Origin of the sequence: Paracholeplasma brassicae, assembly GCF_000967915.1 — a bacterium.
GTDB lineage: Bacteria > Bacillota_I > Bacilli_A > Acholeplasmatales > UBA5453 > Paracholeplasma > Paracholeplasma brassicae.
In genome coordinates this window covers 1756150-1781027 of sequence record NC_022549.1, presented here as the reverse complement: position 1 = coordinate 1781027, position 24878 = coordinate 1756150, and the positions used below count along the sequence as shown (strand labels likewise).

Genomic DNA, 24878 nt, shown 5'->3' with positions numbered 1-24878 from the left:
GAAAAAATGAATAATAAGAAAATCGGAATCGTTGTGGATTCCACATTTAAATTAGACAAGGACTTTCAAGAAAAAGAAGCCATCGAGGTGGTTTATCTTGATATTATTGTCGACAACCAGGTCTTTAAAGATGGCGAGGTCTCAAATGAAACAATCTATGAGGCAATGAGCCATAACAAAAAAGTGACGACAACACAACCAACCCCGGCAAGGTTTAAAGATGCATTTGATAAATTGCTAAATGAGGGGTACGAACATGTGATTTGTTTAACGATTTCTGCTTCGCTTAGTGGGACAAACAACAGCGCCAACCTAGCGAAATCAATGCTTGATGATCCAAATCGTGTGACCGTGATTGATACAAGAACCGCAATTTGTGGTTCAGAGTACATTGCAGAGTCGTTAGTAAAACTAAGAAGTCAAGAAACAGAGCTTAACGTTATCTTAGAAAAATTAGAACAAAAGATGGCACAAGGCTCTGTGATATTTACCGTCGATGATCTTGGAATTTTAGTCAAAAGTGGACGTTTATCGAAACTTTCAGGCATGATCGGTAATTTATTAAAAATCAAACCGATTTTACGATTTGATCAGGGTAAACTTGAGGTTGAACACAAAGTTAGAAGTAGCGACAACGTGATCAAGTACTTAGTTCAAGAAGTCGGTAAGTTACAAGAAAAAGCAAAAACAATCGTTAAGATCGCCTACACCACCACAAGTGATTTAGGACTCCAACTAGAAAAAGAAATTAAAGCTAAGTTTGAGGACGTTAAAGTCAGCTTTAGTGGAAAAATCAGTGCGGTTGTCGCGGTTCATGTGGGAAGTGCTGGTTTAGGTATTTACTTGACCAACGAGTAATCATCAAAACATAGAAACAAAATCCTTCAAAACTAAAAAAAACAGTTCACTATATTAGTAACTGTTTTTTCATTTTATTATTAGGGCATCATGCAATCTATATTGATTGTTCTATTGATTCTTGTTTCTTTATCACGTCATCAATCAAGAATGATTTGAATGCTAAGTATGGCTCAATGACACCCTTATTTGGTGAATTTTTCAAGTTCTTTTGAAAAAGTTCATCCAAATCCGTTGGGTATTGCCCAGTATTCAAATAGGTGATGTAAAAATGAAATAATGCGATGCCGGGATCGGTGTTTTTATCAGAAAAAATGAGTTTAAGTCGTTTGTCTTCTGTTTTTTCGGCCACTTCAAAGTAATAATCTTGAAAATGCTTGTTAGCTAACCACATGCTACCAAGAATGGATTGCTTGTGAGGGTAGTTCGTTTCAATCGAGTCAACGAGCGTTTTTGCTTTATCCATTTGAAAGGTCAGGTGATAATATAAAACCAAAAACATGGCGTAGTTCACTTGTATGTTCTTTGATAAATCAAGACTATCTTCAGCAATAGTAAATTCAACGTTTCTAAGATCATCGCCATTTGATAACAAATGGTTGATCCTAAGCAGTTGGTAGTAAGACGCTTTAGATGTTGGATGCTTTTTTAGTTCACGATAGTTATTGCCATCGTTCGTAAGACCTGGTGTCTTTGCCCAGTTGATATAGGCAAAAAGCAAATTAAGAACAATCGTAAATAGTAGTGGTAGAAATAAGAGATTGCTTTTTACAAAAAATAACAGTGGAATCAAAGAAAAAAAGATGATTAGATTGAAGAAAACACCACCAAAATTATACCAAAAAGGATGATTAAGTGACTTTTCGGTGGGCAATAGTAAACATTGTCCAAGTGTACCTTTCAAACTGAATTTTTTAATAACTAGCCTGTCATCTTCTTTTTTTATCAAACGGTTAAGCACACGAAAACTAACAAACTCATAACCAGTGAGTAGACCAAGGATCAAGTGACCAAGTTCGTGGAAGAAAACGGTAAGGAATAATGCGGGTAAGAACCACAATAGCATCATCAAAAAGCCAGACAATGCAAAAGGGTTCTTTACAGGCAGATTAAGCCTAGCAAAACCAAAACCGATTAAAAACCCAAAGACTAACAAGAGAAGATAGACAAAAAAAAGTTTTAATAATTTTTTCATAACGATTTACCTCGATTAATTTATTAATGATAGAATAACACAGAATAACGGATTTGTCTATTTATTGGGCAGATGAAAGGAAATTTGATATAATACTATTAATGAGGTGGTTTTATGCATAAAAAAGGACAAATCGTCGATTGTGAAGTAACCGGAGTTGTCCCTTATGGTGTGTTTGTCAAAGTTGGCGAGTGCAGCGGGTTGATTCACATATCAGAGATTTCGGATAAATACGTTAGAGACATTCAAACGTTTGCTTGTGTGGGTGACATCATCAAAGCTCAAATTATTGAGTGTGACGAAGAAACCAATCAGCTAAAGTTGTCTTATAAGAAATGCCAAAGAGCCAAGCGCATCATCGTAGCGAAGCCTGAAATCGGCTTTGACTCACTTAAAGCGGCAATGCCTGGTTGGATTTCTAAGAAATACACTAAGTAGCACTTTTACTCAAAATAAGTATAAAAGTAAATCGCGAAATAAGGGCATTAACCAATCAATCATCCATGGATTTCTTATGAAATCTTTGGGTGATTTTTTTTGTATAAGTCAATATAGAAACAATAAACTATTTCTTAGCGTAAAGCATTTAGATGACAAAAACTTAAGCAGACAATATTATGTATTGAACTTGCAAATACTACATGTGCGTGAATAAAAACAATTAGAGGTGAAAAAATTATATTTAAGTATGTGTTTAAGCAAGTCTTATTTTTATTATCTTCGTTCACGCGTATAATATAGGTAAGTAATAAAATTCTAATTTTACTGTTCAAACAGGCACCTTCAATTGTTATATAGGTGCAAGAAAGAAAAGCTAGGTGATGTTTAATGTTTGATAATCAAAAATTATCAAAAGCGATGAACAGCCTTAAAAAGGGAAACAAAGACGCCATTGAGGTTATCTATGACCAAACCAATCGTTTGGTATATTATCAAGTGTATCAGATCTGTCACGATCACAATTTAACCGAAGACTTGATGCAAGACGTCTATATGAAGGTAGTGAATCGAATTGATTCGTATCAAGACCAACAGTCCCCAAAGGCCTGGATTTTAATGATCGCTCGAAATGAAGCACTGAATTTAATCAAAAAAAGACAAAGAGAAGTGATCATTGAAGACAACAAGATCAGTTTTATTCAGGCAGAGGAAGTTGAACAAACACCGCTGATTAATCTTGCACATGAGGTATTAGATGAGCAATCATTCCTCATTGTGATGTACTGTGTCGTTGAAAATAAAACCAGAAGAGAAGTGGCTGAAATTTTCAATTTATCGACCTCAGGCGTCACATTTAAACTAAACGAAGCCTTAACAAAATTAAGGGGTTACTTGGAAGGAGGTGCCAATCAATGAACAACAGAAAATTAAAGAAGATGTTAAAAGCTGAAAAAGCGTATTTCGTTAGAGATACCAAAAACCGCGTTCTTTCTTGCATACAAGAACCCATCACTAAAAGGCGATTCTCATTTTCTTATAAGCTCGCACTCATGGGGGTATTAATTGTTCTTGGGGTGATTGGCATTCTCCAATCAAGACCAGATGAACCTGTTAATTATTATAATAGTTATTTATTAATCGACATTAACCCATCCATTGAATTTGAAGTTGATAACGACGGGTTATTGGTTGCCTATACCCCATTAAATGAAGATGCCGTTGTCTTATTATCAGGCATTCAATTGACACTAAATTCACCATACGACATTGAAGTAAATAAAATAATTGAAGAAGCGAAAGTCTATGGTTATTTGGTTGACAAACAAGTGACCATCAATGTCATTAATGACAATCAAACAATTGAGACAAACCTACGACAAGAACTCATTGAACGATTTTTAAATAATCCCAAAGTGACTGTTAATGAGAAACCAAGTAATATCGAACAAATCTCTACAGGAAAACTTGTGCTCATTGAACGTTTACTTGAAAGACAACCTAACTTGAGCTTTGATCAACTTTCAAAAGAATCGGTTAGTAATCTAACGAAGATGTTAAGTGCACTTGATCAAGATAAGATGAGGCTAGTTAAAGAAATGATTGATCAGTTTAAAGATGAACAAGAAATCGAAAAAGAACAATTGATTGAATCTATTGAAACAATAGAGAAGGACGTAAAAACGTACTTAAAAGCACTTGAAAAATCCATTGATGAAGATTTTGATGAAGCCTTAGAAAACTATGAAAAACTAAGAAGTCTTTTTCCATCACTAGAGATAGTAGAATCAAAAGAGATGTTAGAAATAATCATTGAAACGCTAGAGGATGATTTAGAGGACTACCTAGAAGAGCGAATAGATGAACTCGATAACGGATTTGATATGGATATTAAATCAAGCATTGATTCGTGGAAAAACCTCAATTATGAGGGAGAACTTACGATTAAATCAAACTATAATGAATCGTTTGTTGATCAAGTCAAGGCGGGATTTAGACCTGCTCAAACGACTTCAAAAAATGATCGAGCATTCTATATTTTATTAAACCGATTAGAAAATCATTTAAGGGTTTATGAAAAAACAGGGTCGTTCATTCATCGAAGCTTAGTTCAATCAATCCACAGTGAGATACAAAGTTATATTGACTCTGAACTTGTCTCAGAAGACATATTAGAGAGCGACTATTACGAATCAGTCATGGATTTCTATGAAGATTTGATGGAAGATTGAGTTTTAAAGGAGGTAACATAAGTATGAAAAAGTATTTTATGATAGCAACACTTGCTTTAATTGTGTCTGTTGGTTTGACGCTTTTATCGGCTTGTCAAACAAGCGAAGACACCAACTACGAGAGTTATGTTGCAGTAGACATTAACCCATCTTATGAACTTATGGTTAATAGCGAAGGTAAAGTAACGGGTTTTTATAAAACCAATGAAGACGCACTTGTCGCTATGAACGAAAAGACAGTGGTTGGGATGTCTATTGATTTAGCAGTCGTTACGTTGATTGATGAGGCTGAACAACAAGGGTATTTTAAAGGCGATGAAAAACACGTTTTAATCACTACTTTAGCTGAAGATGAATCAATCAAAAATAGGGTTGAAGCTAAAATTGAGAAAAAAATACAATCGTATGAAAATGAACACCAAGCGGCTATTGAACTTTCAAAAGATCACCAAGAACCAAATGCGTTTGAGATAAATAGAAGTGTTCAACTTCAAGTATCCATTGGGAAACTAAGACTTATTGAGGCGTTAATGGCATTTGAAATTGAATTAACTTATGAAGAAGCAAAAGCAATGAGCGTCAATGAGATTATGTCTCGCTTAAGTACTCATCAAACGCAGTTAAGTGATGGATTACCAAAGAACTATCAAAACATGTATCAAGCTGTCATCGCAAGACGCTACATGACCTTTAGATTAGCAAAAGTGAATTTGATTGCTGCACTTGCTCAGTCAAAGCTATTATTAGAACCCACGTTTTATGACGATTACTTAAAAGAAACCAGTCTGACAAAGACCGCTTTGGTTGATTTATATAAAGACTATCAAAACGATTTGCGTCTAATCGATACGACTTCTAGCATTACCGCTGAAACAGAAATTAATCAAATGATTTTACTTGATACGGTAATCATAGAGAAGACGGATGCGCTAAACGCAATTGATTTAGAGATAAAAGCATTGTTTGATTCTTATCATCAAGAGAAAAAAGCACAGGTTATCACTGAATTAAAAGCGAAGTTAGTCCTTAGAACTGAAATTCTTGATCAACTCAACGAACGTGTTTATGAACTCATAGAGACGAATTATGAAGCCTACCTTGATTACTACATCTATGTGAATTTTGAGGTAAAACTATTAACGTCAAAAGAAATGGCATTAGAGTATAAAGCAATTTATGAGACACATAATGAAATCTTTAAATCCTATGGGTTATCGATTGAAGGCTTTGAAGCACTTTTTGAATGGAGCTTAGAAGAGCAAATGAACACCATTAGAAATCAACTCTTAACACAAATACAACAAACAAAAGAAACGATATTTGAATTAAAAAATAGTGTTTCAGTTCGAATTAATATCGAAGTTGAGATGCGTAAACAACATGGGAGTAACTAAAACATAATTAGACCGTGTCTTAAGTCAAAGACAGGGCAGAAATCAGTATTTATAAAGTAGTGAGATGTTTTTGACATCACACTACTTTTTTGATATCTTGATCGATTGTAAACGGTTCAAACAATAAACGGTTTTGATAATGCGGATTAAGTGATATAATAAATAAATGAAAAGGATGTGGAACAATGATTAAAGTAAATGATAAATACGCGTTACCTTTTTTGACAGGTGATGAGCAATCACTCAATGAACGTGTGGCTAAAATTCACAAACAAATTCATGAAAAAACAGGCAAAGGTAATGACTTTTTAGGCTGGTTAGATTTGCCTAAAACCTACGATAAAGAAGAGTTCTCAAGAATCAAAAAGGCAGCACAAAAAATTAGAAACCAATCACAAGTTTTAGTGGTGGTTGGGATTGGTGGCTCATACTTAGGTGCTAAGGCAGCACTTGAAATGTTGAATTCACCGTTTAAGAAAAAAGGCGATGTTGAGGTTATTTTTGTCGGCCATCAATTATCCGCACAATACACGAATGAACTGCTTTCATATTTAGAAGACAAAGAGTTTTCGATCAATGTGATTTCAAAATCAGGCACAACGACTGAACCAGCAATTGCGTTTCGAATTATGAAGAACTACCTAGAATCACGCTATGGTAAAGTGGCTTCTAAAGAACGTATTTTTGTGACAACCGATCAATCTCGTGGGGCACTTAGAAGCCTAACCACAGAAGAAGGCTACGAATCTTTTGTTATTTCAGACGACATTGGCGGTAGATTCTCAGTGCTTACGGCTGTTGGTCTATTACCAATCGCAGCTAGTGGTGTAGATATCGATCAAATGATGCAAGGGGCACTAGATGCTTACAATCACATGCTATCGCTTGATAATGAAGCGTACAAATACGCGAAATTAAGATACCGTCTTTACAAGAGTGGTAAAAAGATTGAAATTTTGGTGAACTATGAACCAAGCTTAAGTTTCTTATCCGAATGGTGGAAACAATTGTTTGCTGAATCTGAGGGTAAAGAGAATAAGGCACTATTTGCAGCAAGCGCTAATTTCTCAACCGATCTTCACTCAATTGGACAACTCATTCAAGAAGGTGAACGTAACCTATTTGAAACGGTGATAAAAATTGGAAAAACCGAGAAAGACCAACAAATCCCAAGTGATCCAAACGACTTAGACGGTCTAAATTATTTAGCGGGTAAATCCATTCAGCACGTGAATGATAAAGCATTCTTAGGGACGCTACTTGCCCACGTGGATGGCGGTGCACCAAACATCATCTTAGAAGTGCCTACCATTAATCCTTATTACTTTGGCTACACGGTTTATTTCTTTATGAAAGCCGTGGCTATGTCCGCTTACCTACTTGATGTTAATCCATTTGACCAACCAGGGGTTGAAGCCTATAAGAAGAACATGTTTGCACTACTGGGTAAAAAAGGGTTTGAAGAGTTAAAAGAAACCTTGTTAAATAAACTAGAAGAAAAATAGTTCAAACAATTGTTTTCTTATTGGATAATAAAGAAAATAGAACAATATAAGGATCTGTAACGAAATGAGGATTAAAAGACTTTATAAAATCTAGGTTGTGATTGGGGTTTTCGACCTGTCAAATCTAGGTTGTGAATAAAAAAAACACAGAAAATCATTAGATTTCTGTGTTTTTTTATGTGTCCACACACAATATCCTTACCCTTTGATAGGCGTATCTTTGTTTAAACTGTATAAGATTCGATTTCTTAATCTTCTGAAATCTTTATAGCCATTTGATGTTTTAATAATCGTCTTTATTTGAGAGTTCATATTTTCTATCGGGCCATTCGATAAACGCCTTTTATCATATTTTTCTAATAGATTTTCATTCTAAAGTATTATTTACTTATAATTATTAGCTTGTAAGTTATACATTTCAGCATACTTACCTCCTGACATTTTTATCAACTCTTTATGATTACCTTGCTCGATAATATTACCGTTTTCTATCATAAATATCTTGTCAACGTTTTTTGTGATTGACAATCTATGAGATATAATAATTACGGTTTTATCTTTAAAACTATCTAAAAGCATATTATTAATCTTATGTTCTGTATATGGATCCAGAGCGCTCGATGCTTCATCTAAGATCACAACATCTTTATTGATTGAATAAAGTCTAGCAATTGCAACTTTTTGTTGTTCCCCACCAGATAAAATAGTGCCTTGTTCACTAAATTCTTTTGATAAAATAGTTTTTTCCTTCAAAGGTAAACTGTTTACTTTGTCTGCTAACTCTACTAAGTTTAATGATTCCCATAAAACGTCGATTCTTTCGTCGCTATTAATAGTTCTTAATAATATATTTTCTTCTATTGATAATGAATAAACTTGATAGTTTTGGAAAATAACCCCAAAGTGATTACGGTAACTATTTGCATTATATAATTTTAAATTTTTATCATTTATTAGTATAACACCAGTTACTGGATCAAAAAATCTTAAAATCAATTTGATTAAAGTGGATTTTCCCGCCCCATTATGACCAACAAGTGCAATTTTACTACCCTTATGGATAGTAATATTGATATTATTTAGTGAATTTGATTGAGTATTTGGATAGCAAAAAGATACATCTTTAAATTCAATTTTGTCAATTGTCGTTAAATTTTCGCCGTTATTAGTTTCTATTTCACCTTTATACTCTAAGAAGCTTTTCATATCATTAATATACCTATTGTGTTCCTTTAAGTTTGGTATAATTAATAGAAAAGACACTAATGACATCCCTAATTGTTGCGTTGAGTTCATTAATGCTGCAAAATCACCGACACTACTTCTATTGTTACCGATTTCAATAACTAAGAAAATAATAACGAATCCCATAAAAGATACATCTATAACATTATTTAATACATTATATATATTTTGTTTACCTTTAAATTTCATCTTCATTAATAATCGTTGGTTACTTTCATCTATATGTTTTTGTCTAATAACGTCCTCTAAAGGAAATAACTTGATTTCATTAATGAAAGTCGGTAATCTAAATAATCTAGTAAAATAGTCAATGTATCGATTACTTCTTGTCAAGCTGATATACTCATCAAATGTTAACTTCTTTATTAATGAGGAGATTATTATTTTAAGGACTACAAAAATCAGTACAGAATATATTAACGTTATATTTAATACTATGATTAGTGAGGTTAACCCAGTAATCACCAAAATACTTCCGAAAAAATTAAAGAATGTATCCGATACAGCGATATATCTAGAATCCCCATTTGCCATAGTTCTAGTCATTACATTGTAATACTCGGGGTTTTCATAAGCTGAGTTGTCAATATGTTTGACTTTGTCACAAAATTTTAACTTTAACTTATCCTTTAATTTTGTGGATAAAATCTCGTTTAAGTATTTTCCTAGTATTGTTTGTAGTATCTCTATTGAAGAAATCAATAGGAGATAAAGTAAAATTACATTTAAATTTTCCCTTAACTCAACATCTTCAATTAACCCATCTATTACAATTTTTATTACTAAGGCTGAACTAATAGGCTTCATGGAAGCAAAAACCACGTAAAAAAAATTAACAACCAAATATGATTTTTGTAATACATATATTTCCTTTAAAACGAACAAGAAATTTTTAATTGTTCTCACTATTTTACCTCCTATTTGTTATTAGAAAATTATCCACAATATTTATATAGTATTGTGGATAATTTTTATGATTTCCTAGCTATATGTACATAAACATTTTAAAACGTTTATCTCACAAGAGCATTTTGGTACTATATTTATTCCCATTGGTCGCATCAATCCAGAAAAATTTTGCATACTTTCACCTCCTTTATTTAATAATACTAATTTATAATACTTCTAAATACAGCCTACATTTGTCGTCCCACCACATCCAGGGAATGCATTTATTGTGCAATCACATACAGGATAAAAGTTTACAAATTCTTTTGGTGACACAATGTTAAAATTGTTCATATATTCTCCCTCCTTTCCATTTTGAATAATTATATGAACTTAGAAATATAGCGATATTAATCTTAAAAAATATCTTCTATTGTGAAATATTGAGTAATTTAAGGGCATTCAGTGCACTTAGGTTGCATAAAGGATAAGCATTTATGAATTGGATATCATCGTTCGATCATTAATAGTTAACCAAATTACTGACTATAGGACAAAAAAAACGTTTAACAACACTATATTTACTGACTTAGTATAGATAGGTTATACTTAGTTGGACAGTTTTAGAATAGACATGTTAAAATTAAACAAACACTAGAAGAGATTATCATGTGACAAGAACAACGATTCATAAGTGGATTAAAGACTCAAACACTACAGGTTCATTTGAGACCAATGATAATTTAACCGATGACAAAGAGAGCTAAAAGCACTTAAGAAACGCATGGCAGAGCTTTAAGATGGAAAATGATATTTTAAATCAAGCAGCGCTGAATGTGGGTGTTAATCCAACTCATAAGCCGCAATACCCATAAGTATTCAATCACAAAAATGTGCCTTCTTTTAGGTGTACCAAGATCAAATTATTACTATGAGATTAACCGAATCCAAACAGAGGTAGAGACAATAGAAGATAAAGAAATCATTCAAATATTTGAAGAATCAACAAACCGTTATGGTTCTAGAAAAATCAAGTTTGAATTATCTAAGAAAAATATCATAATGTCTCGGAAGAAAATACGAAAGATTATGGAAAGAAACGGGTTAGTAAGCTGTTATATAGTCTTTAGGTATAAGCCAACCAAATCTTCAACTAATGAACAAAAAATTGAAAGTATCGTATCCAGATCATTTGACAACTACGAAAAACATGAAGTCGTTGTCAGTGATTTAACCTACGTTAACGTGGCTGGTAAGTGGAATTATATTTGTATACTAATTGACTTATTCAATCGTGAAATCATCGGTTATAGCTATGTAAAACATAAGGATGCAAATCTAGTTCAAAAAGCATTTTATAGTCTAAGTATTCCCATAAAGAATATCAATATATTCCATACCGATCGAGGAAAAGAATTTGATAATCAGATCATTGACGAGATACTAAGTGTATTCGAGATTATAAGATCATTATCTCGTCCAGGCAATCCTTATGACAATGCAGTAGCTGAATCAACGTTTAAATCATTTAAAATCGAGTTTGGTAGGAAAAGATTCGATTCATTTGAACAATTAGAAACAGAACTATTTGAATATGTTTACTGGTTTAACAATAAAAGGATTCATGGCAGTTTAGGGTATTTATCACCCGTTGAATATAGAAATGCGATGTCTATTTAAATTTTTTTTCTAAAAAACAATTGCCGTTTCAACACTTATAAATTGAGTTGCACGAAATTTAAATTCATCTCCACGAGAAAATGCTTACATCATTCTATTAAAATATATCATACAAAATATAAATTGTAAACACATTATTCAATATAAATATATAAATTATGTTTTTCTTTAAAAAATAAAAAATTGACATGTAATTTAATTGATTTTGTGAACGTAATGCAAGTATTAATAATGTTTTTGAAGATGATTTATATTCTGAACACGATTTTATATGAAATTTTATAATTTTATAAATAGTTTAGAATAAACTAATCAATAGTTACTATAAAATTAGAGAAGCTACAATAAATATCAGGATTTAATATGTATAAAAATGGTAGTCGAACACATCAAGTTAGTATTTTCAGATTTAATTAACAGGCCATATATTATTTCGTATAAAAAGGTATTCAAAGTAAGACTAATTTATGCACGAAACATCAGTCTAATTTTATTATTTATCCAAAACAGCAAAATTAATAGAGGTTTAATCACTTGAAATCAAATCTCAATAATTATTATGCTTGGCACCAATGGTTAATTCCTATCATATTTGTCAATGCTTTATCAATCTTTGGATTAGATTAAATCGTGAGAGTTTGTTCTCAAAAATTCAGTCCCTGGTTGATTATTCACAATGATTAGATTAAAACGTATTATACAGGTGTTTTCTACTTTAAAAAAGGCGATGATTGTAGTATACTATCTAAGTTATTAGCGAAAAAACACAAGCGAACTATTATACATTTTTGTCAAAAATGTTAAAATAGATGAGGTGATGATATGATAAGAGAAAAATACACATACAACTCAAAAGAAACCGAACATTTAGGGTTTCAAGTGGGGTTGTTACTACAAAAAGGCATGGTGCTATTATTAGAAGGGGATTTGGCAGCGGGGAAAACGACGTTTACCAAAGGCATTGGTAAGGCGCTTGGTATTTCGCGTACGATCAATTCGCCAACCTTTACAATCTTAAAGCGTTACGTCCATGATGAGAATAAGTTATACCATATCGACCTATATCGTTTAGATGATGAAGGGTCTGATTTTGATTTAGAAGACTACATCAATTCCGATGGGGTTTCTGTGATTGAATGGCCGTTTAAATTAAAGTCTTTATTGCCATCGTCTTATTTACTAATAAAGATAGAGACCTTAGGTGAGAATGAGCGTAAGTTTAGCTTTGAGGCCAAAGGCTTAATATATGAGGGTGTGGTGAAGTACCTATGAATCAATTAATGTTTGATTCGTCAACCGGGGTTTTAATTGTTGCTCTTGCCAAAGATGGACGAATGATTGATTATTCGGTTCGCATTGGCAAGAAGGATCATGCAAAACACATTGTCGATCGTATCGCTCAAGTACTTGAGAGAAGACACATGACGCTTGATCAAATCGATGAGCTCGTTGTGGGCAGTGGGCCAGGCAGTTACACAGGTATTCGAATTTCTGTGATGGTTGCTAAAATGCTAGGATACACTAAAAAAATAAAAATAAAAGAAGTTTCAAGCCTTCTATTTCTGACAAGTGGCTATGAAGGTGTGGTTGCGCCAATGATTGATGCTCGAAACGGTAATGTATTTGGCGGGATTTATTCTAAAGAACGTTGTCTCTTAGACGATAGGTTAAGAAGTTTAGAAGAGATGAGAGAACTTGCAAAAACATATCAAGCAAGACCTGTTATGATCGATGAATATCATTATGAAATTGACACTAAAGTGATTCAATTATTTTCAACCGACGTGCTTGATGTGATGCGGTTTATTCCTAATTATTTACGAGTTACTGAGGCAGAAAGAAACCTAGAAAAATGATTCGATTAATGACAACAAAAGACATTAAAGCGGTTGTGTTGCTTGAAGAAGAGGCCTTTAGCGAGAGTTTAGGCTATGATTTTATCGAAAAAGAAATCAAAGAACATCCGTTTGCCTATTATTATGTATTAGAAGAAAACCATGAGATTAAAGGGTATATCGGGTTATGGATTAACGATGAGGTTGGACAGGTCGTTAATTTCTTAGTTAAAAAGGCGTATCAACGTCTAGGGTTTGGCAAAGAATTACTAACGTATGCCATGGGTGTGTTTAAAGAACACAGGGTTGGTGTGATTACCTTAGAAGTTAGAGAATCAAATCACAAGGCAATTTCGCTTTATGAGTCGTTTGGCTTTCATCAAAGTCATAAACGAAAGAACTATTACAAGGACGAAGACGCACTGGTCTTGTTATGGAGGGATTAAATTGATAATTTTAGCGGTAGAAAGTAGTTGTGATGAAACGAGCGTTGCGCTAGTAAAAGACGGTAAAGAAGTCTTAAGCAACGTGGTGTTATCACAAATCAATATACATACGCTTTATGGTGGTGTGGTTCCTGAGATTGCCTCAAGACACCACGTTGAAAATATGACGATTGTGTTTGATGAAGCAATTAAAGAAGCAAATGTGACAATCGATGAAATTGATGCGGTCTCGGTGACGGAAGGTCCGGGTTTGATTGGTTCGCTTTTGGTAGGCATTAACGCAGCTGCAGCATTTGCGTTTGCAAACAATAAACCACTGATCGGAGTCAATCATTTGGCTGGTCATATTTACGCGGCAAACATTGAAAATGATATTCAATTTCCACTGGTGGCACTTCTTGCCTCAGGTGGGCACACGGAACTCATTTACATGAAAGATCATATGAGTTTTCAACTACTAGGTGAAACCTTAGACGATGCGGTTGGTGAAGCGTATGATAAGGTTGGTCGTATGATGGGATTGCCTTACCCAGGCGGGCCAATCATAGACGAACGTGCTGTGCTTGGTAAAGATACGTATCATTTACCAAGACCTTACCTAGACATTAATGGGTATGACTTTTCATTTTCTGGGTTAAAGAGTGCCGTTAATAACTTAATCTATCATGCCAATCGTAAGGGTGAAACCATTGATGTGAATGACCTGTGTGCGTCTTTTCAAGCAAGCGTAATTGACGTACTAAGTTTTAAGTTAGAAAAAGCAGTGAATGACTTTAAGGTTGATCACATTGTTCTAGCTGGTGGTGTGGCAGCAAACCGTGGCTTAAGAAATAAAGTCAACGAACGATTTAAAGATAAGCATGTTTTAATACCAAGTTTGAAGTATTGTACCGACAATGCAGCGATGATTGGGGCAGCAGCCTATTTCACTTATTTGAAAAAAGGCGCATTAAAGGATTATCGCCTTGGGGGACATTCTTCACTTGATTTAGAAGAATAAGCGCTAACGAAAACGATTAAATTACAACCATAGAAAACCGCATAAAAAAGCGGTAATTCGATGGTTTTTTTCTTTATCTGACAACGTTGTTTTTCAAGCATCATGCTTGCAGCTTATAACGGTTGTGAATTAATTAAAATTAAAAGAGACCACTTTGATGACTAGAAAGCATTCCAAGAGCAGAACAGAGGACTTAAGAGTTCTTGATTTTTCTTGTTGTTGGACCGATATTATAGTATAATATTACAAGAATAGGATGTGAATTTATGGAAAATCATTCGAATTTTATTAAGACGATTATGATACAGGATTTAGAATCAAAGAAACACGATGAAATTATCACGCGTTTCCCACCAGAACCCAATGGCTATCTACACATCGGCCACGCCAGAGCCATTGTGAATAACTTTGAGTTGGCTGCCTCTTTTGGTGGTAGAACAAACCTACGATTTGATGACACAAATCCAGGAAAAGAAGACGTTGAGTACGTCAATTCAATTAAAGAAGACATCGCATGGCTTGGGTACACACCAAACCAAATTTACTACGCATCGGATTATTTTCAAGAAATGTTTGATCGTGCAATCATTCTAATCAAAAAAGGAAAGGCGTTCGTTGATGATCAAACGGCGGATGAAATTTCAAAAGGTAGAGGCAGTTTAACTTCTAAAGGCATTGACTCACCGTTTAGAGACCGAAGCGTTGAAGAGAACCTAACACTCTTTATGAATATGAAAAATGGTTTATACAAAGAAGGCGAAAAAGTGTTAAGAGCGAAGATTGACATGAGCTCACCTAACATGAACATGAGAGACCCAGTCATCTACCGCATCAGCTTTGCACATCATCACAACACAGGGGATAAATGGTGTATTTATCCAATGTATGATTACGCACACCCGTTAGAGGATGCGATTGAAGGCATCACACATTCACTTTGTAGCTTGGAGTTTGAAGACCACCGCCCACTCTATGATTGGGTAGTCAGAGAAACAGAAATGCCTCTCGTACCAAGACAAATCGAGTTTGGAAGACTAAACATTGAAAACACCGTCATGTCCAAACGTTATTTAAAAGAACTTGTGGATTCAAAGCTTGTCGATGGATGGGATGACCCAAGAATGCCAACACTTTCAGGGATGAGAAGAAGAGGTTACACGCCATCGGCCATCAGAAACTTTATTCTAGGTACTGGTTTATCAAGAATGAATTCAACGGTTTCAACTGAAATGCTTGAATCGTTTGTTAGAGATGACCTACAAGCACATAGTGCTAAAATGATGGGTGTTATTAACCCACTTAAAGTGACGGTTTTGAATTACGACAAAGGCTTAGAAGCCATTGAAGTACCTCTAGATCCAAACGACGCCTCTATGGGGACAAAGACAATCTACTTTTCAAAACATTTATACATAGATCACGATGACTTTATTGAAGAAAAGCCAAACAAACACTGGAAACGTTTAGCAAAAGGCATTGAAGTAAGGTTATTTCACGCGTATTTCATAAAATGTGAAGAAGTGATTAAAGATGATGAAGGAAACATAATTGAACTTAAAGTTACTTACGATGAAAAAACAAAGAGCGGAACCGGATTTGATGAAAGAAAGCCAAATGGCACCATTCATTTTGTTGAAGCCACGACAGCGGTAAAGGCACAGTTTAATCTGTTCGGTCCACTGGTTTTTGATGGTGATGCACCACTTGTTGAGCGTCTTAACAAAGACTCTTGGGAAAAACGTATGGGGTATGTTGAACATGCCTTTAAGCAATTAGAATTAAAGGAAGGCATTCAATTAATGCGTGTGGGCTTCTTTAAAAAAGATAAACACAGCACCGATGAAGTCATCCACCTAAACCGAATTGTGGAGCTCAAAAGCTCATTCAAAAAATAGAACAAGGGGATTTCCCCTTTTCTAATTTCTAAGGAGGGACTATGGATTTAAGCATCTTAAATGACAATCAATTAAAAGCCGTAAAACATATCAAAGGTCCACTTTCGGTGGTGGCAGGTGCCGGTTCAGGAAAAACCCGCACCCTAACGTATCGTATTGGTTATTTGATTAACCAAGGGGTAAATCCGTTGTCCATTTTAGCGGTCACGTTTACGAATAAGGCAGCAAGAGAGATGAGAGAGCGCGTTGTAGAATTGGTCGGTCCAAAGGCACTTGACGTAACCTTATCCACATTTCACTCCTTTTGCGCAAGATTTCTAAGAAGTGAAATTGAGTATTTAGGTCAAACCTATAACCGAAGGTTTTTAATCATCGATGAAGACGATAGTAAACAAATCATTCGCGACACGGTAAAAGAACTCAATTACGACCCTAATCGTTACAATTCTAATCGATTGAAATCACTCTTTTCAAAATACAAGAATGGACAGTACGATGAACTTGAAACGATCGAACAAGAAATATATCTAAAATACAACGACTACTTAGCATATAACAACTCACTTGATTTTGATGACTTGATTAATTATACAATCAAGATACTAAAAGAAAATCCCAGTGTGTTAGCTTATTATAATCAATATTACGAGTACTTATTAATTGATGAGTTTCAAGACACCAACAGTGTGCAGTACGATTTAATAAAACTGTTATCAAATAAGGAAAAGAATGTGTTCATCGTTGGTGATCCTGACCAAAGTATTTATGCATTTCGTGGGGCAAATTATGAGAATCACGAACGCTTTGTTAGAGAGTTTAAGGCAGAAGTGGTCATCTTAGATCAAAACTACCGTTCGACTAAAAATATCCTAGATGCTGCCAATCAGTTGATCGGACATAATAAAAATAGACAAGGTGAGAAAAACTTAAGAAGCAGCTTTGATGAAGGACCAAAAGTGATTTACGAACAAAGAGACTCAGATAAGGATGAAGCTTATTACGTTGCACGAGCGATTGAAATCATTCACCAAGGGCACACACCTTATCAAAACATTGCGGTACTGTATCGCTCAAATGCGCTAAGCCGAATTTTTGAAGAAGCGTTTTTGAGGTATAACATTCCTTATACCGTTTATGGCGGGATCTCCTTTTTCCAACGGAAAGAAATCAAAGACATGCTATCCTACGTTAGGGTATGTTTGTTTCCACAAGACAACATCTCCTTGAAACGTATCATCAATGTTCCAAGACGTAAAATCGGTCAAACGACAATCACTAAGATTGAAACCTATGCGACGATCCACAAAATTTCAATGTGGGATGCGATTGACCAAATGGACATCAAAGGAACCACAAAACAGAACCTGCTCGATTTTAAAGAGATTATTATAAAAATGCAAAATGAAATTGCCCGCTTAGATGATTTAATCTACGTCGTCGATTTGGTTTTAGCCATCTCAGGGTATAAACAAATGTTAAACGACGAGGGTAACGAAGGCAAAGATCGTTATGAAAACATACTCGAATTAAAAAGCGTCTTTTATAATGGCGCAATCGACTACAAAGGAACCAATCTTGAAAAAATCGAACAAATCTTGGACGACATGGCATTAAAAACCGACCAAGACATCGTTGAAGATAAAGACACCGTTAAGCTCGCGACGATTCACCAAGTCAAAGGGTTGGAATTTGATTGTGTCTTTGTTGTGGCACTTGAAGAAGGCATTTTTCCAAGCGAAACAGCGTTTAATTCAGGCGAAATAGACGAAGAAAGACGCATCTGTTATGTGGCAACCACCAGAGCGAAAAAAAGGTTGTTGTTATCCTGTAGTAGACAACGGTTCCGTTTTGGTCAACTTCAAATGAACGCGCCATCAAGATTCATTGAAGAAATGAACTTAGAAGACGATCGCATTCAAAAAAGAAAACAAGTCATTGTTAAAGAGGTCGCGCCAAGTGACTTTATGACAAGTTCAGATGACATTAAAATTGGCGATAAAGTGACGCATGAGAAATATGGGTTTGGTACGGTCGTCCAAAAAGACGACAATGTAACACGTGTCGCATTTTCGATTCATCATGGGATAAAACTATTTACGAATGGGCATCCGGCATTAAAAAAAGTAATTAATTGATACTGGGGTAACATAAGTAGAGGTGATCTACTTGTTAAATAAAGAACAACAGCAAGCGGTCGATGCCAACGACCGCTTTATTTTTTTGCTTGCAGGTGCAGGCTCAGGTAAAACGACCGTATTGATTTCTAGAGTTAAACGGCTAATCGAATCAGGCGTCAATGAAAAAGACATGTTACTCATCTCTTTTACGAGAAAAAGCGCACAACAACTAAAAGCACGTTTAGGAACAAATAACCAAGTAACAGCCACGACGTTTCATGGGTTATGTTATCAGCTATTAAGAACGATTCGTGAGGTTTCATTAGTCACTGAAGATGAGCTGATTAAGGCATCTTTTTCTAAAGAAGTGATTATGAAAATTGGCCTAAACAAGCAGTTTAACAAAAATAGAAATAATGAACTGAATAAAAGATACGATACGTATTTACAAGAAAAAGGGCTTATGGATTTCATCGATTTAGAACAACAAACGCTAAACGCTTTTAATGACAATCGTTTTTGTGAAGTAAAGAATTTTCACTATATTTTCATTGACGAATTTCAAGATACATCCTTAGTTCAGTTTGAACTGCTTAAATGCTTGATTCAACCTTCTTCACATGTTTTTTGTGTGGGTGATCCTGATCAAAGCATTTATGCGTTTCGTGGGGCGTCTAAAGAAGTCATTGATCATTACATAAAGACGTATCAGGCAACACGCTACACGCTGTTTAATAATTACCGATCAAAAGCATTCATCATTAAGTACGCCAACCGATTAATCGATAAAAACCCTAAAAGACTTAAAAAGGAACTTCATGGTATCAAAAAAGAACAGGGGTCATTGAGTTTTAAAAGTTACGATACCACATTTGAACAAATGGTCACAGAGGAAGTGGGGCGTTTTTATAGCATGGGTTATCAACCACATGAAGTTGTCGTGCTTTATCGAAGCCACCATCAGGTCGCAAAATTAATCAATCAAAAATCAGGGTTTAGAGCACTTAATACAATGAGCATTCACCAATCCAAGGGGCTTGAATTTCCATGCGTTCTTGTGGTGGGATTAGAAAAGCATCAGTTTCCGCTAAAAGATGAACCAGTACCTGAAGAACGTCGCTTATTTTTTGTGGCTATGACTAGAGCAGAAGAACACTTGGTGCTGTTTTTTCCAAAACAAAAGAAAAAACGCTCATTGTTCTATGAGGATTTATTAAGATAGATTACTTATCTAATCAAGCAAACTTTTAATAACATAGAGTCTAAATAGTATAAAAAGCACGGGTCTTTGTGTTACAATATTCATGGTGATTTGATATGGAAATGATAAGAAAAAGAATGATAGAATTAGAACAAATCATAGATCAAGCTAACTATGATTATCACACCCTAGACCAGCCCACAATGAGTGATCGCACTTACGATGAGTTGTTAAAGGAATTAATCGAATTAGAACAACAATACCCACAATATAAAAGTCTGTATTCGCCTACCTCTAAGGTTGGCGGTCTCGTGTTAGACGGCTTTAAAAAAGTGGTTCATGACCAACCAATGATGAGCTTGTCAAACGCATTTGATGAGTCTGATTTAAGCGAGTTTTACGAACGCTTAAAGAAGACAACCGAACAGTTTGACTTAACCACGGAACTCAAAATTGATGGACTTGCGATTAACATCAAATACGAACAAGGGATTTTTAAAAGCGCGTCAACGAGAGGTGACGGACTCATTGGTGAGGACGTGACTGAAAACGTAAAGACAATCAAAAGCTTACCTAATAGACTAAAAGAGCCAGTGACGCTTGAGGTTAGAGGTGAGGTTTTTATGCCTTACAAGAGTTTCCTTAAAGCTAATGAGGAAAGAGAACAACAAGCAGAAGAGCCATTTAAAAACCCTAGAAATGCCGCAGCAGGCACGCTAAGACAGTTGGATTCCAGTGTGGTATCTAAACGTGGTCTTGACGTGTTTTTGTATACGTTAGTTAAACCAGAATCTTATGGGATAAGTACTCAAAAAGAGGCACTTGACTACCTTAGAAAATTGGGGCTAAAAGTTAACCCACATGAAGCGATTATCTCTAGTTTTGAGGCGCTTGTAGCTAAAATAGAAGCTTATGACAAGCTTAGAAAAGAATTAAGCTACGACACCGATGGCGTCGTAATCAAGGTGAATCAATTAGCCCTTTATGATGAGATTGGTTATACCGCTAAATACCCAAAATGGGCAATTGCGTATAAGTTTTCACCAGAAGAAGTTGAAACTAGACTAAAGGCAATTACCTATCAGGTTGGACGTACAGGTGTAATTACACCGGTAGCGGAATTAGAACCGGTACTCATTTCTGGTTCGATGGTATCACGTGCAACACTACACAATGAAGAGTTCATTAAGCAATTAGATATTGAGTTAAATGATGTCGTTGTGGTCCGTAAAGCAGGAGAAATCATCCCAGAAGTTGTCAGACCAGTGCTTGAAAAACGAAAAGACACTACGGTGATTCATATGATTGATACATGCCCGTCCTGCCAAACCAAACTGTATAAAGATGAAGCGTTTGCGGATTACTATTGCATCAATCCAAATTGTGATGCACAACAAGTTGGCAAGTTAATTCACTTTTCGTCTCGGGTCGCGATGAACATTGATACCTTAGGTGAGAAAGTCATCACTCAACTTTATGACATCGGTCTATTAAAAGACATCAAAGACATTTATTTGTTAAAAGAACATAAAGATGCGTTATTGAAACTAGAACGTATGGGCGAAAAGAAAATCGAGAATTTACTTTTTGCGATTGAAGAGTCAAAGACAAGAGAATTAGATAAGTTAATTTTTGGTTTAGGTATTAGACACGTTGGTCAAAAGGTGGCTAAAACCATAGTCAAAGAATTTGGATCATTAAAGGCACTAAGTGTTGCCTCCTACGATCAATTAGTTCAAATTAATGAAGTAGGCGACCGAATCGCTAGTTCGCTTGTGACCTATTTTTCTACCGATTATGCAAAAGAGTTAATCGATTTTTTTGAAGCTGCTGGCTTGACTCTAACGAGTGACAAACCATTAATCAAATACAATGAAAACTTCAACGGGAAAACATTTGTTTTAACGGGGAAATTAGAAATATACACAAGAGAAGAAGCTACCCTTCTGATTGAATCCTTAGGTGGCAAAGTCAGTAGTTCAGTCAGTAAGAAAACAGACTATGTGCTTGCTGGTATTGACGCAGGATCTAAACTAGATAAGGCAAGAACATTAGGTATTAACGTATTAGACGAAGCGTCTTTTAAGGAGATGAGCAAAGATGGCGAATAATGATTACATTGTCATTCGTGGGGCAAGAGAAAACAATTTAAAAAACGTGGATATTGATATTCCAAAAAATAAACTGGTTGTCATGACTGGCTTATCAGGCAGTGGAAAATCATCTTTAGCGTTTGATACACTTTATCAAGAAGGACAACGTCGTTATGTGGAATCTTTGTCGTCCTATGCGAGACAGTTTCTAGGGTCATTTGAAAAACCGAACGTGGATAAAATTGAGGGCTTAAGTCCGGCAATTTCAATTGATCAACGAACGACCTCTAAAAACCCACGATCAACGGTGGGAACAGTCACGGAAATCTTTGACTATTTAAGGCTGTTATACGCAAAAGTCGGTAAGGCGTATTGCCCAGGCACTGACATTGAATTAAGCAAACAAACGGTTGAAGAGATGACCAATCGTGTGCTTGATTTAGAGGTAGGTTCTAAGGTGATGATTTTATCGCCGGTGGTCAAACTACAAAAAGGGTCTCATAAAAAATTAATTGAACAGTTCATGAAAGACGGGTTTATCCGAGCGAAAATCAACGATGAAATGGTCGATTTAGAACCAATCATCGATTTGGATAAGAATAAAAAGCATTCCATTTCACTGGTCATTGACCGTTTAGTCATTAAAGACGACATACGTTCACGATTGTTTGATGCGATTGAACTCGCCTCAAATAAATCAGGTGGTTTTGTTGATGTCGAGGTTATTGGCAAAGAGACGCTTCATTTCTCAGAGCACTACAGCTGTCCTGATACCGATTTTGTGATACCAGACTTAGAACCAAGATTGTTTTCATTTAACAGTCCGATTGGGGCATGTAGTGAATGTAATGGGCTTGGTAATAAACTTAACGTTTCTGAGGATTTGGTTTTAAACATGGATAAACCAATTCTAAATGGGGGGATTATCCCATTTAAGAATTTCGATGATAATAACCTTCAAGGTGCAGAGATTGAACAAACGTGTCAGTACTACGGGATTGCCTTAGATAAACCACTAAAAGAATTGTCTAAAGAACACTTAGCGATTCTTCTTTATGGCTCGAAAGACATCATCCACTACAAGATGAAGTCCTCTAGTGGCAGAGTTCATGAGTCAAAAAAGAGTTTCGAAGGGGTAATTAATAATTTAAACAGACGCTACATCGAAACCACCTCTGCGTGGATTAGAGAGTGGATTGAAGGCTTTATGTCGGAACGTACATGCCCGGTTTGTGAAGGCAAACGCCTAAATGAATCGGCATTATCGGTGCGTGTGGGCGGTCTTCACATTGCAGCGCTAACTAATTTGTCGATTGAAGATGAAATTGCGTTTTTTAACGGTCTAACGTTAAATCAAACCGACACCATCATCGCACAAAATATTGTCCAAGAGATTAAATCAAGGTTATCGTTTTTACACGACGTCGGACTGGATTACTTAACCTTATCTAGAGAAGCGGCCACGCTTTCCGGTGGTGAGGCACAGCGTATCCGCTTAGCCACACAAATCGGCTCTAGACTCTCAGGTGTCTTATATGTCCTTGATGAACCATCGATTGGTCTACATCAAAGAGACAATCATAAGTTAATTGATACCTTAAAGAAAATGAGAGACTTAGGTAATACACTGGTGGTCGTTGAACATGATGAAGAGACGATGATGGCTGCGGATTATTTAATCGATATTGGGCCAGGAGCCGGGGTGCATGGGGGCAATTTAATTGCCTTTGGGACACCACAAGAGGTTAAAAATAATCCTAAGTCGATTACAGGCTTATATCTGTCTGGTAAACTTAGAATTGACGTACCAGAAAAAAGAAGAACTGGCAATGGTGAGGTCATCAGCGTCATTGGCGCAAGAGAAAACAATTTAAAAAACATCAGTGTGGATTTTCCACTTGGAAAAATGATTTGTGTGACGGGTGTTTCTGGTAGTGGTAAATCCACCCTGGTTAATGAAATCTTATACAAGGCGTTACATAAAAAGCTTTATAAGACTAAAGACGAACCAGGCAAGCACGATAAAATTCATAATTCGAAACTCATTAAGCGAATCATTGATATTTCACAGTCACCAATTGGTAGAACACCTAGAAGTAATCCGGCGACCTATACTGGTGTATTTGATGACATTAGAGATGTATTTGCGATGACGAATGAAGCGAAGATTAGAGGTTATCAAAAGGGTAGATTCTCATTTAACGTCCGCGGTGGTCGTTGTGAGAATTGTAGTGGTGATGGGGTAACGAAAATTACCATGCACTTCTTACCAGACGTCTATGTGGCTTGTGAGGTGTGCGGTGGCTCAAGATACAACCGTGAAACATTACAAGTGAAATACAAAGGCAAGTCGATTGCCGATGTGTTAAAGATGAAGGTTGAAGACGCCGTCGTTTTCTTTGAGAATGTACCAAAAGTGAAAATGAAGCTTCAGACGTTATTCGATGTGGGTTTAGGCTACATTGAGCTTGGACAATCGGCAACCACCCTTTCTGGTGGGGAAGCACAACGGGTAAAACTGGCCTCAGAACTTTATAAAAAGATTTCACCGGATACGCTCTATATCCTAGATGAACCGACCACTGGTTTGCACATTGATGACGTTAAACGGTTAATGGAAGTGGTTAATCGTATCGTGGATGAAGGCGCAACTGTGATCATTATTGAACATAATTTAGACGTTATCAAATGTGCTGATCATATCATTGATTTGGGCCCTGAGGGCGGCGATAAAGGTGGAACAATCGTTGGGGTTGGAACACCAGAAGAGATTATTAAAATCAAAGAAAGTTATACTGGGGCGTATCTTAAGAAAATCATGGACGGCTCTTATTACAATAGCTAATTAAAAGGAGGT

Annotated in this window: 18 protein-coding genes and 1 pseudogene; 16 read left to right on the top strand and 3 right to left on the bottom strand. The window is 35.6% G+C overall.

Annotated features, from left to right (window positions below; translation table 11 throughout):
* The first annotated feature begins 6 nt into the window (after positions 1–6).
* On the top strand, positions 7–858 hold the full coding sequence (locus BN853_RS08270; RefSeq protein WP_030005487.1) for a DegV family protein: 852 nt from the start codon (positions 7–9) through the stop codon (positions 856–858).
* A gap of 97 nt (positions 859–955) precedes the next feature.
* Here the strand turns inward: BN853_RS08270 and BN853_RS08265 are convergent, their stop codons facing one another.
* Positions 956–2053: a zinc metalloprotease gene (locus BN853_RS08265; RefSeq protein ID WP_030005486.1), complete on the bottom strand. Its 1098-nt coding sequence runs from the start codon at positions 2051–2053 to the stop codon at positions 956–958.
* Positions 2054–2167: 114 nt separating this feature from the next.
* Here BN853_RS08265 and BN853_RS08260 point away from each other — a divergent pair, with 114 nt between their 5' ends.
* From BN853_RS08260 to BN853_RS08240, 5 genes are all read left to right on the top strand, one after another.
* A complete protein-coding gene (locus BN853_RS08260) occupies positions 2168–2491 on the top strand; it encodes a S1 RNA-binding domain-containing protein (protein ID WP_030005485.1) in 324 nt (107 codons plus the stop codon).
* Positions 2492–2881: 390 nt separating this feature from the next.
* On the top strand, positions 2882–3409 hold the full coding sequence (locus tag BN853_RS08255) for an RNA polymerase sigma factor (protein WP_030005484.1): 528 nt from the start codon (positions 2882–2884) through the stop codon (positions 3407–3409).
* The gene (locus BN853_RS08250; RefSeq protein WP_030005483.1) at positions 3406–4722 is read left to right on the top strand and encodes an anti-sigma-I factor RsgI family protein; all 1317 of its coding nucleotides are present in this window, start codon (positions 3406–3408) and stop codon (positions 4720–4722) included. The genes BN853_RS08255 and BN853_RS08250 overlap by 4 nt, the downstream gene beginning before the upstream one ends.
* A gap of 23 nt (positions 4723–4745) precedes the next feature.
* Positions 4746–6116, top strand: a complete 1371-nt coding sequence (locus BN853_RS08245) for an anti-sigma-I factor RsgI family protein (protein ID WP_030005482.1) — start codon at positions 4746–4748, stop codon at positions 6114–6116.
* A 185-nt stretch (positions 6117–6301) separates the two neighbouring features.
* Positions 6302–7621 (top strand): glucose-6-phosphate isomerase, encoded by a 1320-nt coding sequence (locus BN853_RS08240; protein ID WP_030005481.1) that lies wholly within the window; start codon positions 6302–6304, stop codon positions 7619–7621.
* A 198-nt stretch (positions 7622–7819) separates the two neighbouring features.
* Here the strand turns inward: BN853_RS08240 and BN853_RS09245 are convergent.
* Together BN853_RS09245 and BN853_RS08235 are read right to left on the bottom strand one after the other, a co-directional pair.
* A pseudogene (locus BN853_RS09245) lies at positions 7820–7972 on the bottom strand (transposase); the annotation flags it as partial.
* A 33-nt stretch (positions 7973–8005) separates the two neighbouring features.
* Positions 8006–9772 carry an ABC transporter ATP-binding protein gene (locus BN853_RS08235; protein ID WP_030005479.1) on the bottom strand — a complete coding sequence of 589 codons (1767 nt, stop codon included), beginning with the start codon at positions 9770–9772 and terminating at the stop codon, positions 8006–8008.
* Positions 9773–10588: 816 nt separating this feature from the next.
* Here BN853_RS08235 and BN853_RS08230 point away from each other — a divergent pair.
* The 10 genes from BN853_RS08230 (at position 10589) to uvrA (ending at position 24866) form a co-directional block, all read left to right on the top strand.
* On the top strand, positions 10589–11434 hold the full coding sequence (locus BN853_RS08230; RefSeq protein WP_052591395.1) for an IS3 family transposase: 846 nt from the start codon (positions 10589–10591) through the stop codon (positions 11432–11434).
* A gap of 822 nt (positions 11435–12256) precedes the next feature.
* Positions 12257–12706 carry a tRNA (adenosine(37)-N6)-threonylcarbamoyltransferase complex ATPase subunit type 1 TsaE gene (tsaE, locus tag BN853_RS08225; RefSeq protein ID WP_030005477.1) on the top strand — a complete coding sequence of 150 codons (450 nt, stop codon included), beginning with the start codon at positions 12257–12259 and terminating at the stop codon, positions 12704–12706.
* Entirely contained in the window at positions 12703–13290 is a 588-nt protein-coding gene (gene tsaB, locus BN853_RS08220) for a tRNA (adenosine(37)-N6)-threonylcarbamoyltransferase complex dimerization subunit type 1 TsaB (protein WP_030005476.1), read from the top strand. Before tsaE ends, tsaB begins: the two co-directional genes overlap by 4 nt.
* Positions 13287–13715 (top strand): ribosomal protein S18-alanine N-acetyltransferase, encoded by a 429-nt coding sequence (rimI, locus tag BN853_RS08215; RefSeq protein WP_030005475.1) that lies wholly within the window; start codon positions 13287–13289, stop codon positions 13713–13715. The genes tsaB and rimI overlap by 4 nt, the downstream gene beginning before the upstream one ends.
* A 1-nt stretch (position 13716) precedes the next feature.
* A complete protein-coding gene (gene tsaD / locus BN853_RS08210) occupies positions 13717–14715 on the top strand; it encodes a tRNA (adenosine(37)-N6)-threonylcarbamoyltransferase complex transferase subunit TsaD (RefSeq protein WP_030005474.1) in 999 nt (332 codons plus the stop codon).
* 266 nt (positions 14716–14981) lie between these two features.
* Positions 14982–16610 (top strand): glutamine--tRNA ligase/YqeY domain fusion protein, encoded by a 1629-nt coding sequence (locus BN853_RS08205; RefSeq protein WP_030005473.1) that lies wholly within the window; start codon positions 14982–14984, stop codon positions 16608–16610.
* 41 nt (positions 16611–16651) lie between these two features.
* The gene (locus tag BN853_RS08200) at positions 16652–18745 is read left to right on the top strand and encodes an ATP-dependent helicase (protein WP_030005472.1); all 2094 of its coding nucleotides are present in this window, start codon (positions 16652–16654) and stop codon (positions 18743–18745) included.
* A gap of 31 nt (positions 18746–18776) precedes the next feature.
* The gene (locus BN853_RS08195; RefSeq protein WP_030005471.1) at positions 18777–19949 is read left to right on the top strand and encodes a UvrD-helicase domain-containing protein; all 1173 of its coding nucleotides are present in this window, start codon (positions 18777–18779) and stop codon (positions 19947–19949) included.
* A 116-nt stretch (positions 19950–20065) separates the two neighbouring features.
* Positions 20066–22039 (top strand): NAD-dependent DNA ligase LigA, encoded by a 1974-nt coding sequence (gene ligA / locus BN853_RS08190; RefSeq protein WP_231857075.1) that lies wholly within the window; start codon positions 20066–20068, stop codon positions 22037–22039.
* Positions 22029–24866, top strand: coding sequence for an excinuclease ABC subunit UvrA (uvrA, locus tag BN853_RS08185; protein WP_030005469.1), 2838 nt, complete (start codon positions 22029–22031; stop codon positions 24864–24866). Before ligA ends, uvrA begins: the two co-directional genes overlap by 11 nt.
* Positions 24867–24878 lie beyond the last annotated feature (12 nt).

Excerpts from the sequence above, each read along its gene's own strand:
- BN853_RS08260 (WP_030005485.1), top strand. The coding sequence starts at position 2,168 with ATGCATAAAAAAGGACAAATCGTCGATTGTGAAGTAACCGGAGTTGTC.
- uvrA (WP_030005469.1), top strand. The coding sequence starts at position 22,029 with ATGGCGAATAATGATTACATTGTCATTCGTGGGGCAAGAGAAAACAAT.
- BN853_RS08205 (WP_030005473.1), top strand. The coding sequence starts at position 14,982 with ATGGAAAATCATTCGAATTTTATTAAGACGATTATGATACAGGATTTA.
- BN853_RS08230 (WP_052591395.1), top strand. The coding sequence starts at position 10,589 with ATGTGGGTGTTAATCCAACTCATAAGCCGCAATACCCATAAGTATTCA.
- rimI (WP_030005475.1), top strand. The coding sequence starts at position 13,287 with ATGATTCGATTAATGACAACAAAAGACATTAAAGCGGTTGTGTTGCTT.
- BN853_RS08250 (WP_030005483.1), top strand. The coding sequence starts at position 3,406 with ATGAACAACAGAAAATTAAAGAAGATGTTAAAAGCTGAAAAAGCGTAT.
- tsaE (WP_030005477.1), top strand. The coding sequence starts at position 12,257 with ATGATAAGAGAAAAATACACATACAACTCAAAAGAAACCGAACATTTA.
- ligA (WP_231857075.1), top strand. The coding sequence starts at position 20,066 with ATGATAGAATTAGAACAAATCATAGATCAAGCTAACTATGATTATCAC.
- BN853_RS08265 (WP_030005486.1), bottom strand. The coding sequence starts at position 2,053 with ATGAAAAAATTATTAAAACTTTTTTTTGTCTATCTTCTCTTGTTAGTC.
- tsaB (WP_030005476.1), top strand. The coding sequence starts at position 12,703 with ATGAATCAATTAATGTTTGATTCGTCAACCGGGGTTTTAATTGTTGCT.
- BN853_RS08270 (WP_030005487.1), top strand. The coding sequence starts at position 7 with ATGAATAATAAGAAAATCGGAATCGTTGTGGATTCCACATTTAAATTA.
- BN853_RS08240 (WP_030005481.1), top strand. The coding sequence starts at position 6,302 with ATGATTAAAGTAAATGATAAATACGCGTTACCTTTTTTGACAGGTGAT.
- BN853_RS08200 (WP_030005472.1), top strand. The coding sequence starts at position 16,652 with ATGGATTTAAGCATCTTAAATGACAATCAATTAAAAGCCGTAAAACAT.
- BN853_RS08245 (WP_030005482.1), top strand. The coding sequence starts at position 4,746 with ATGAAAAAGTATTTTATGATAGCAACACTTGCTTTAATTGTGTCTGTT.
- BN853_RS08255 (WP_030005484.1), top strand. The coding sequence starts at position 2,882 with ATGTTTGATAATCAAAAATTATCAAAAGCGATGAACAGCCTTAAAAAG.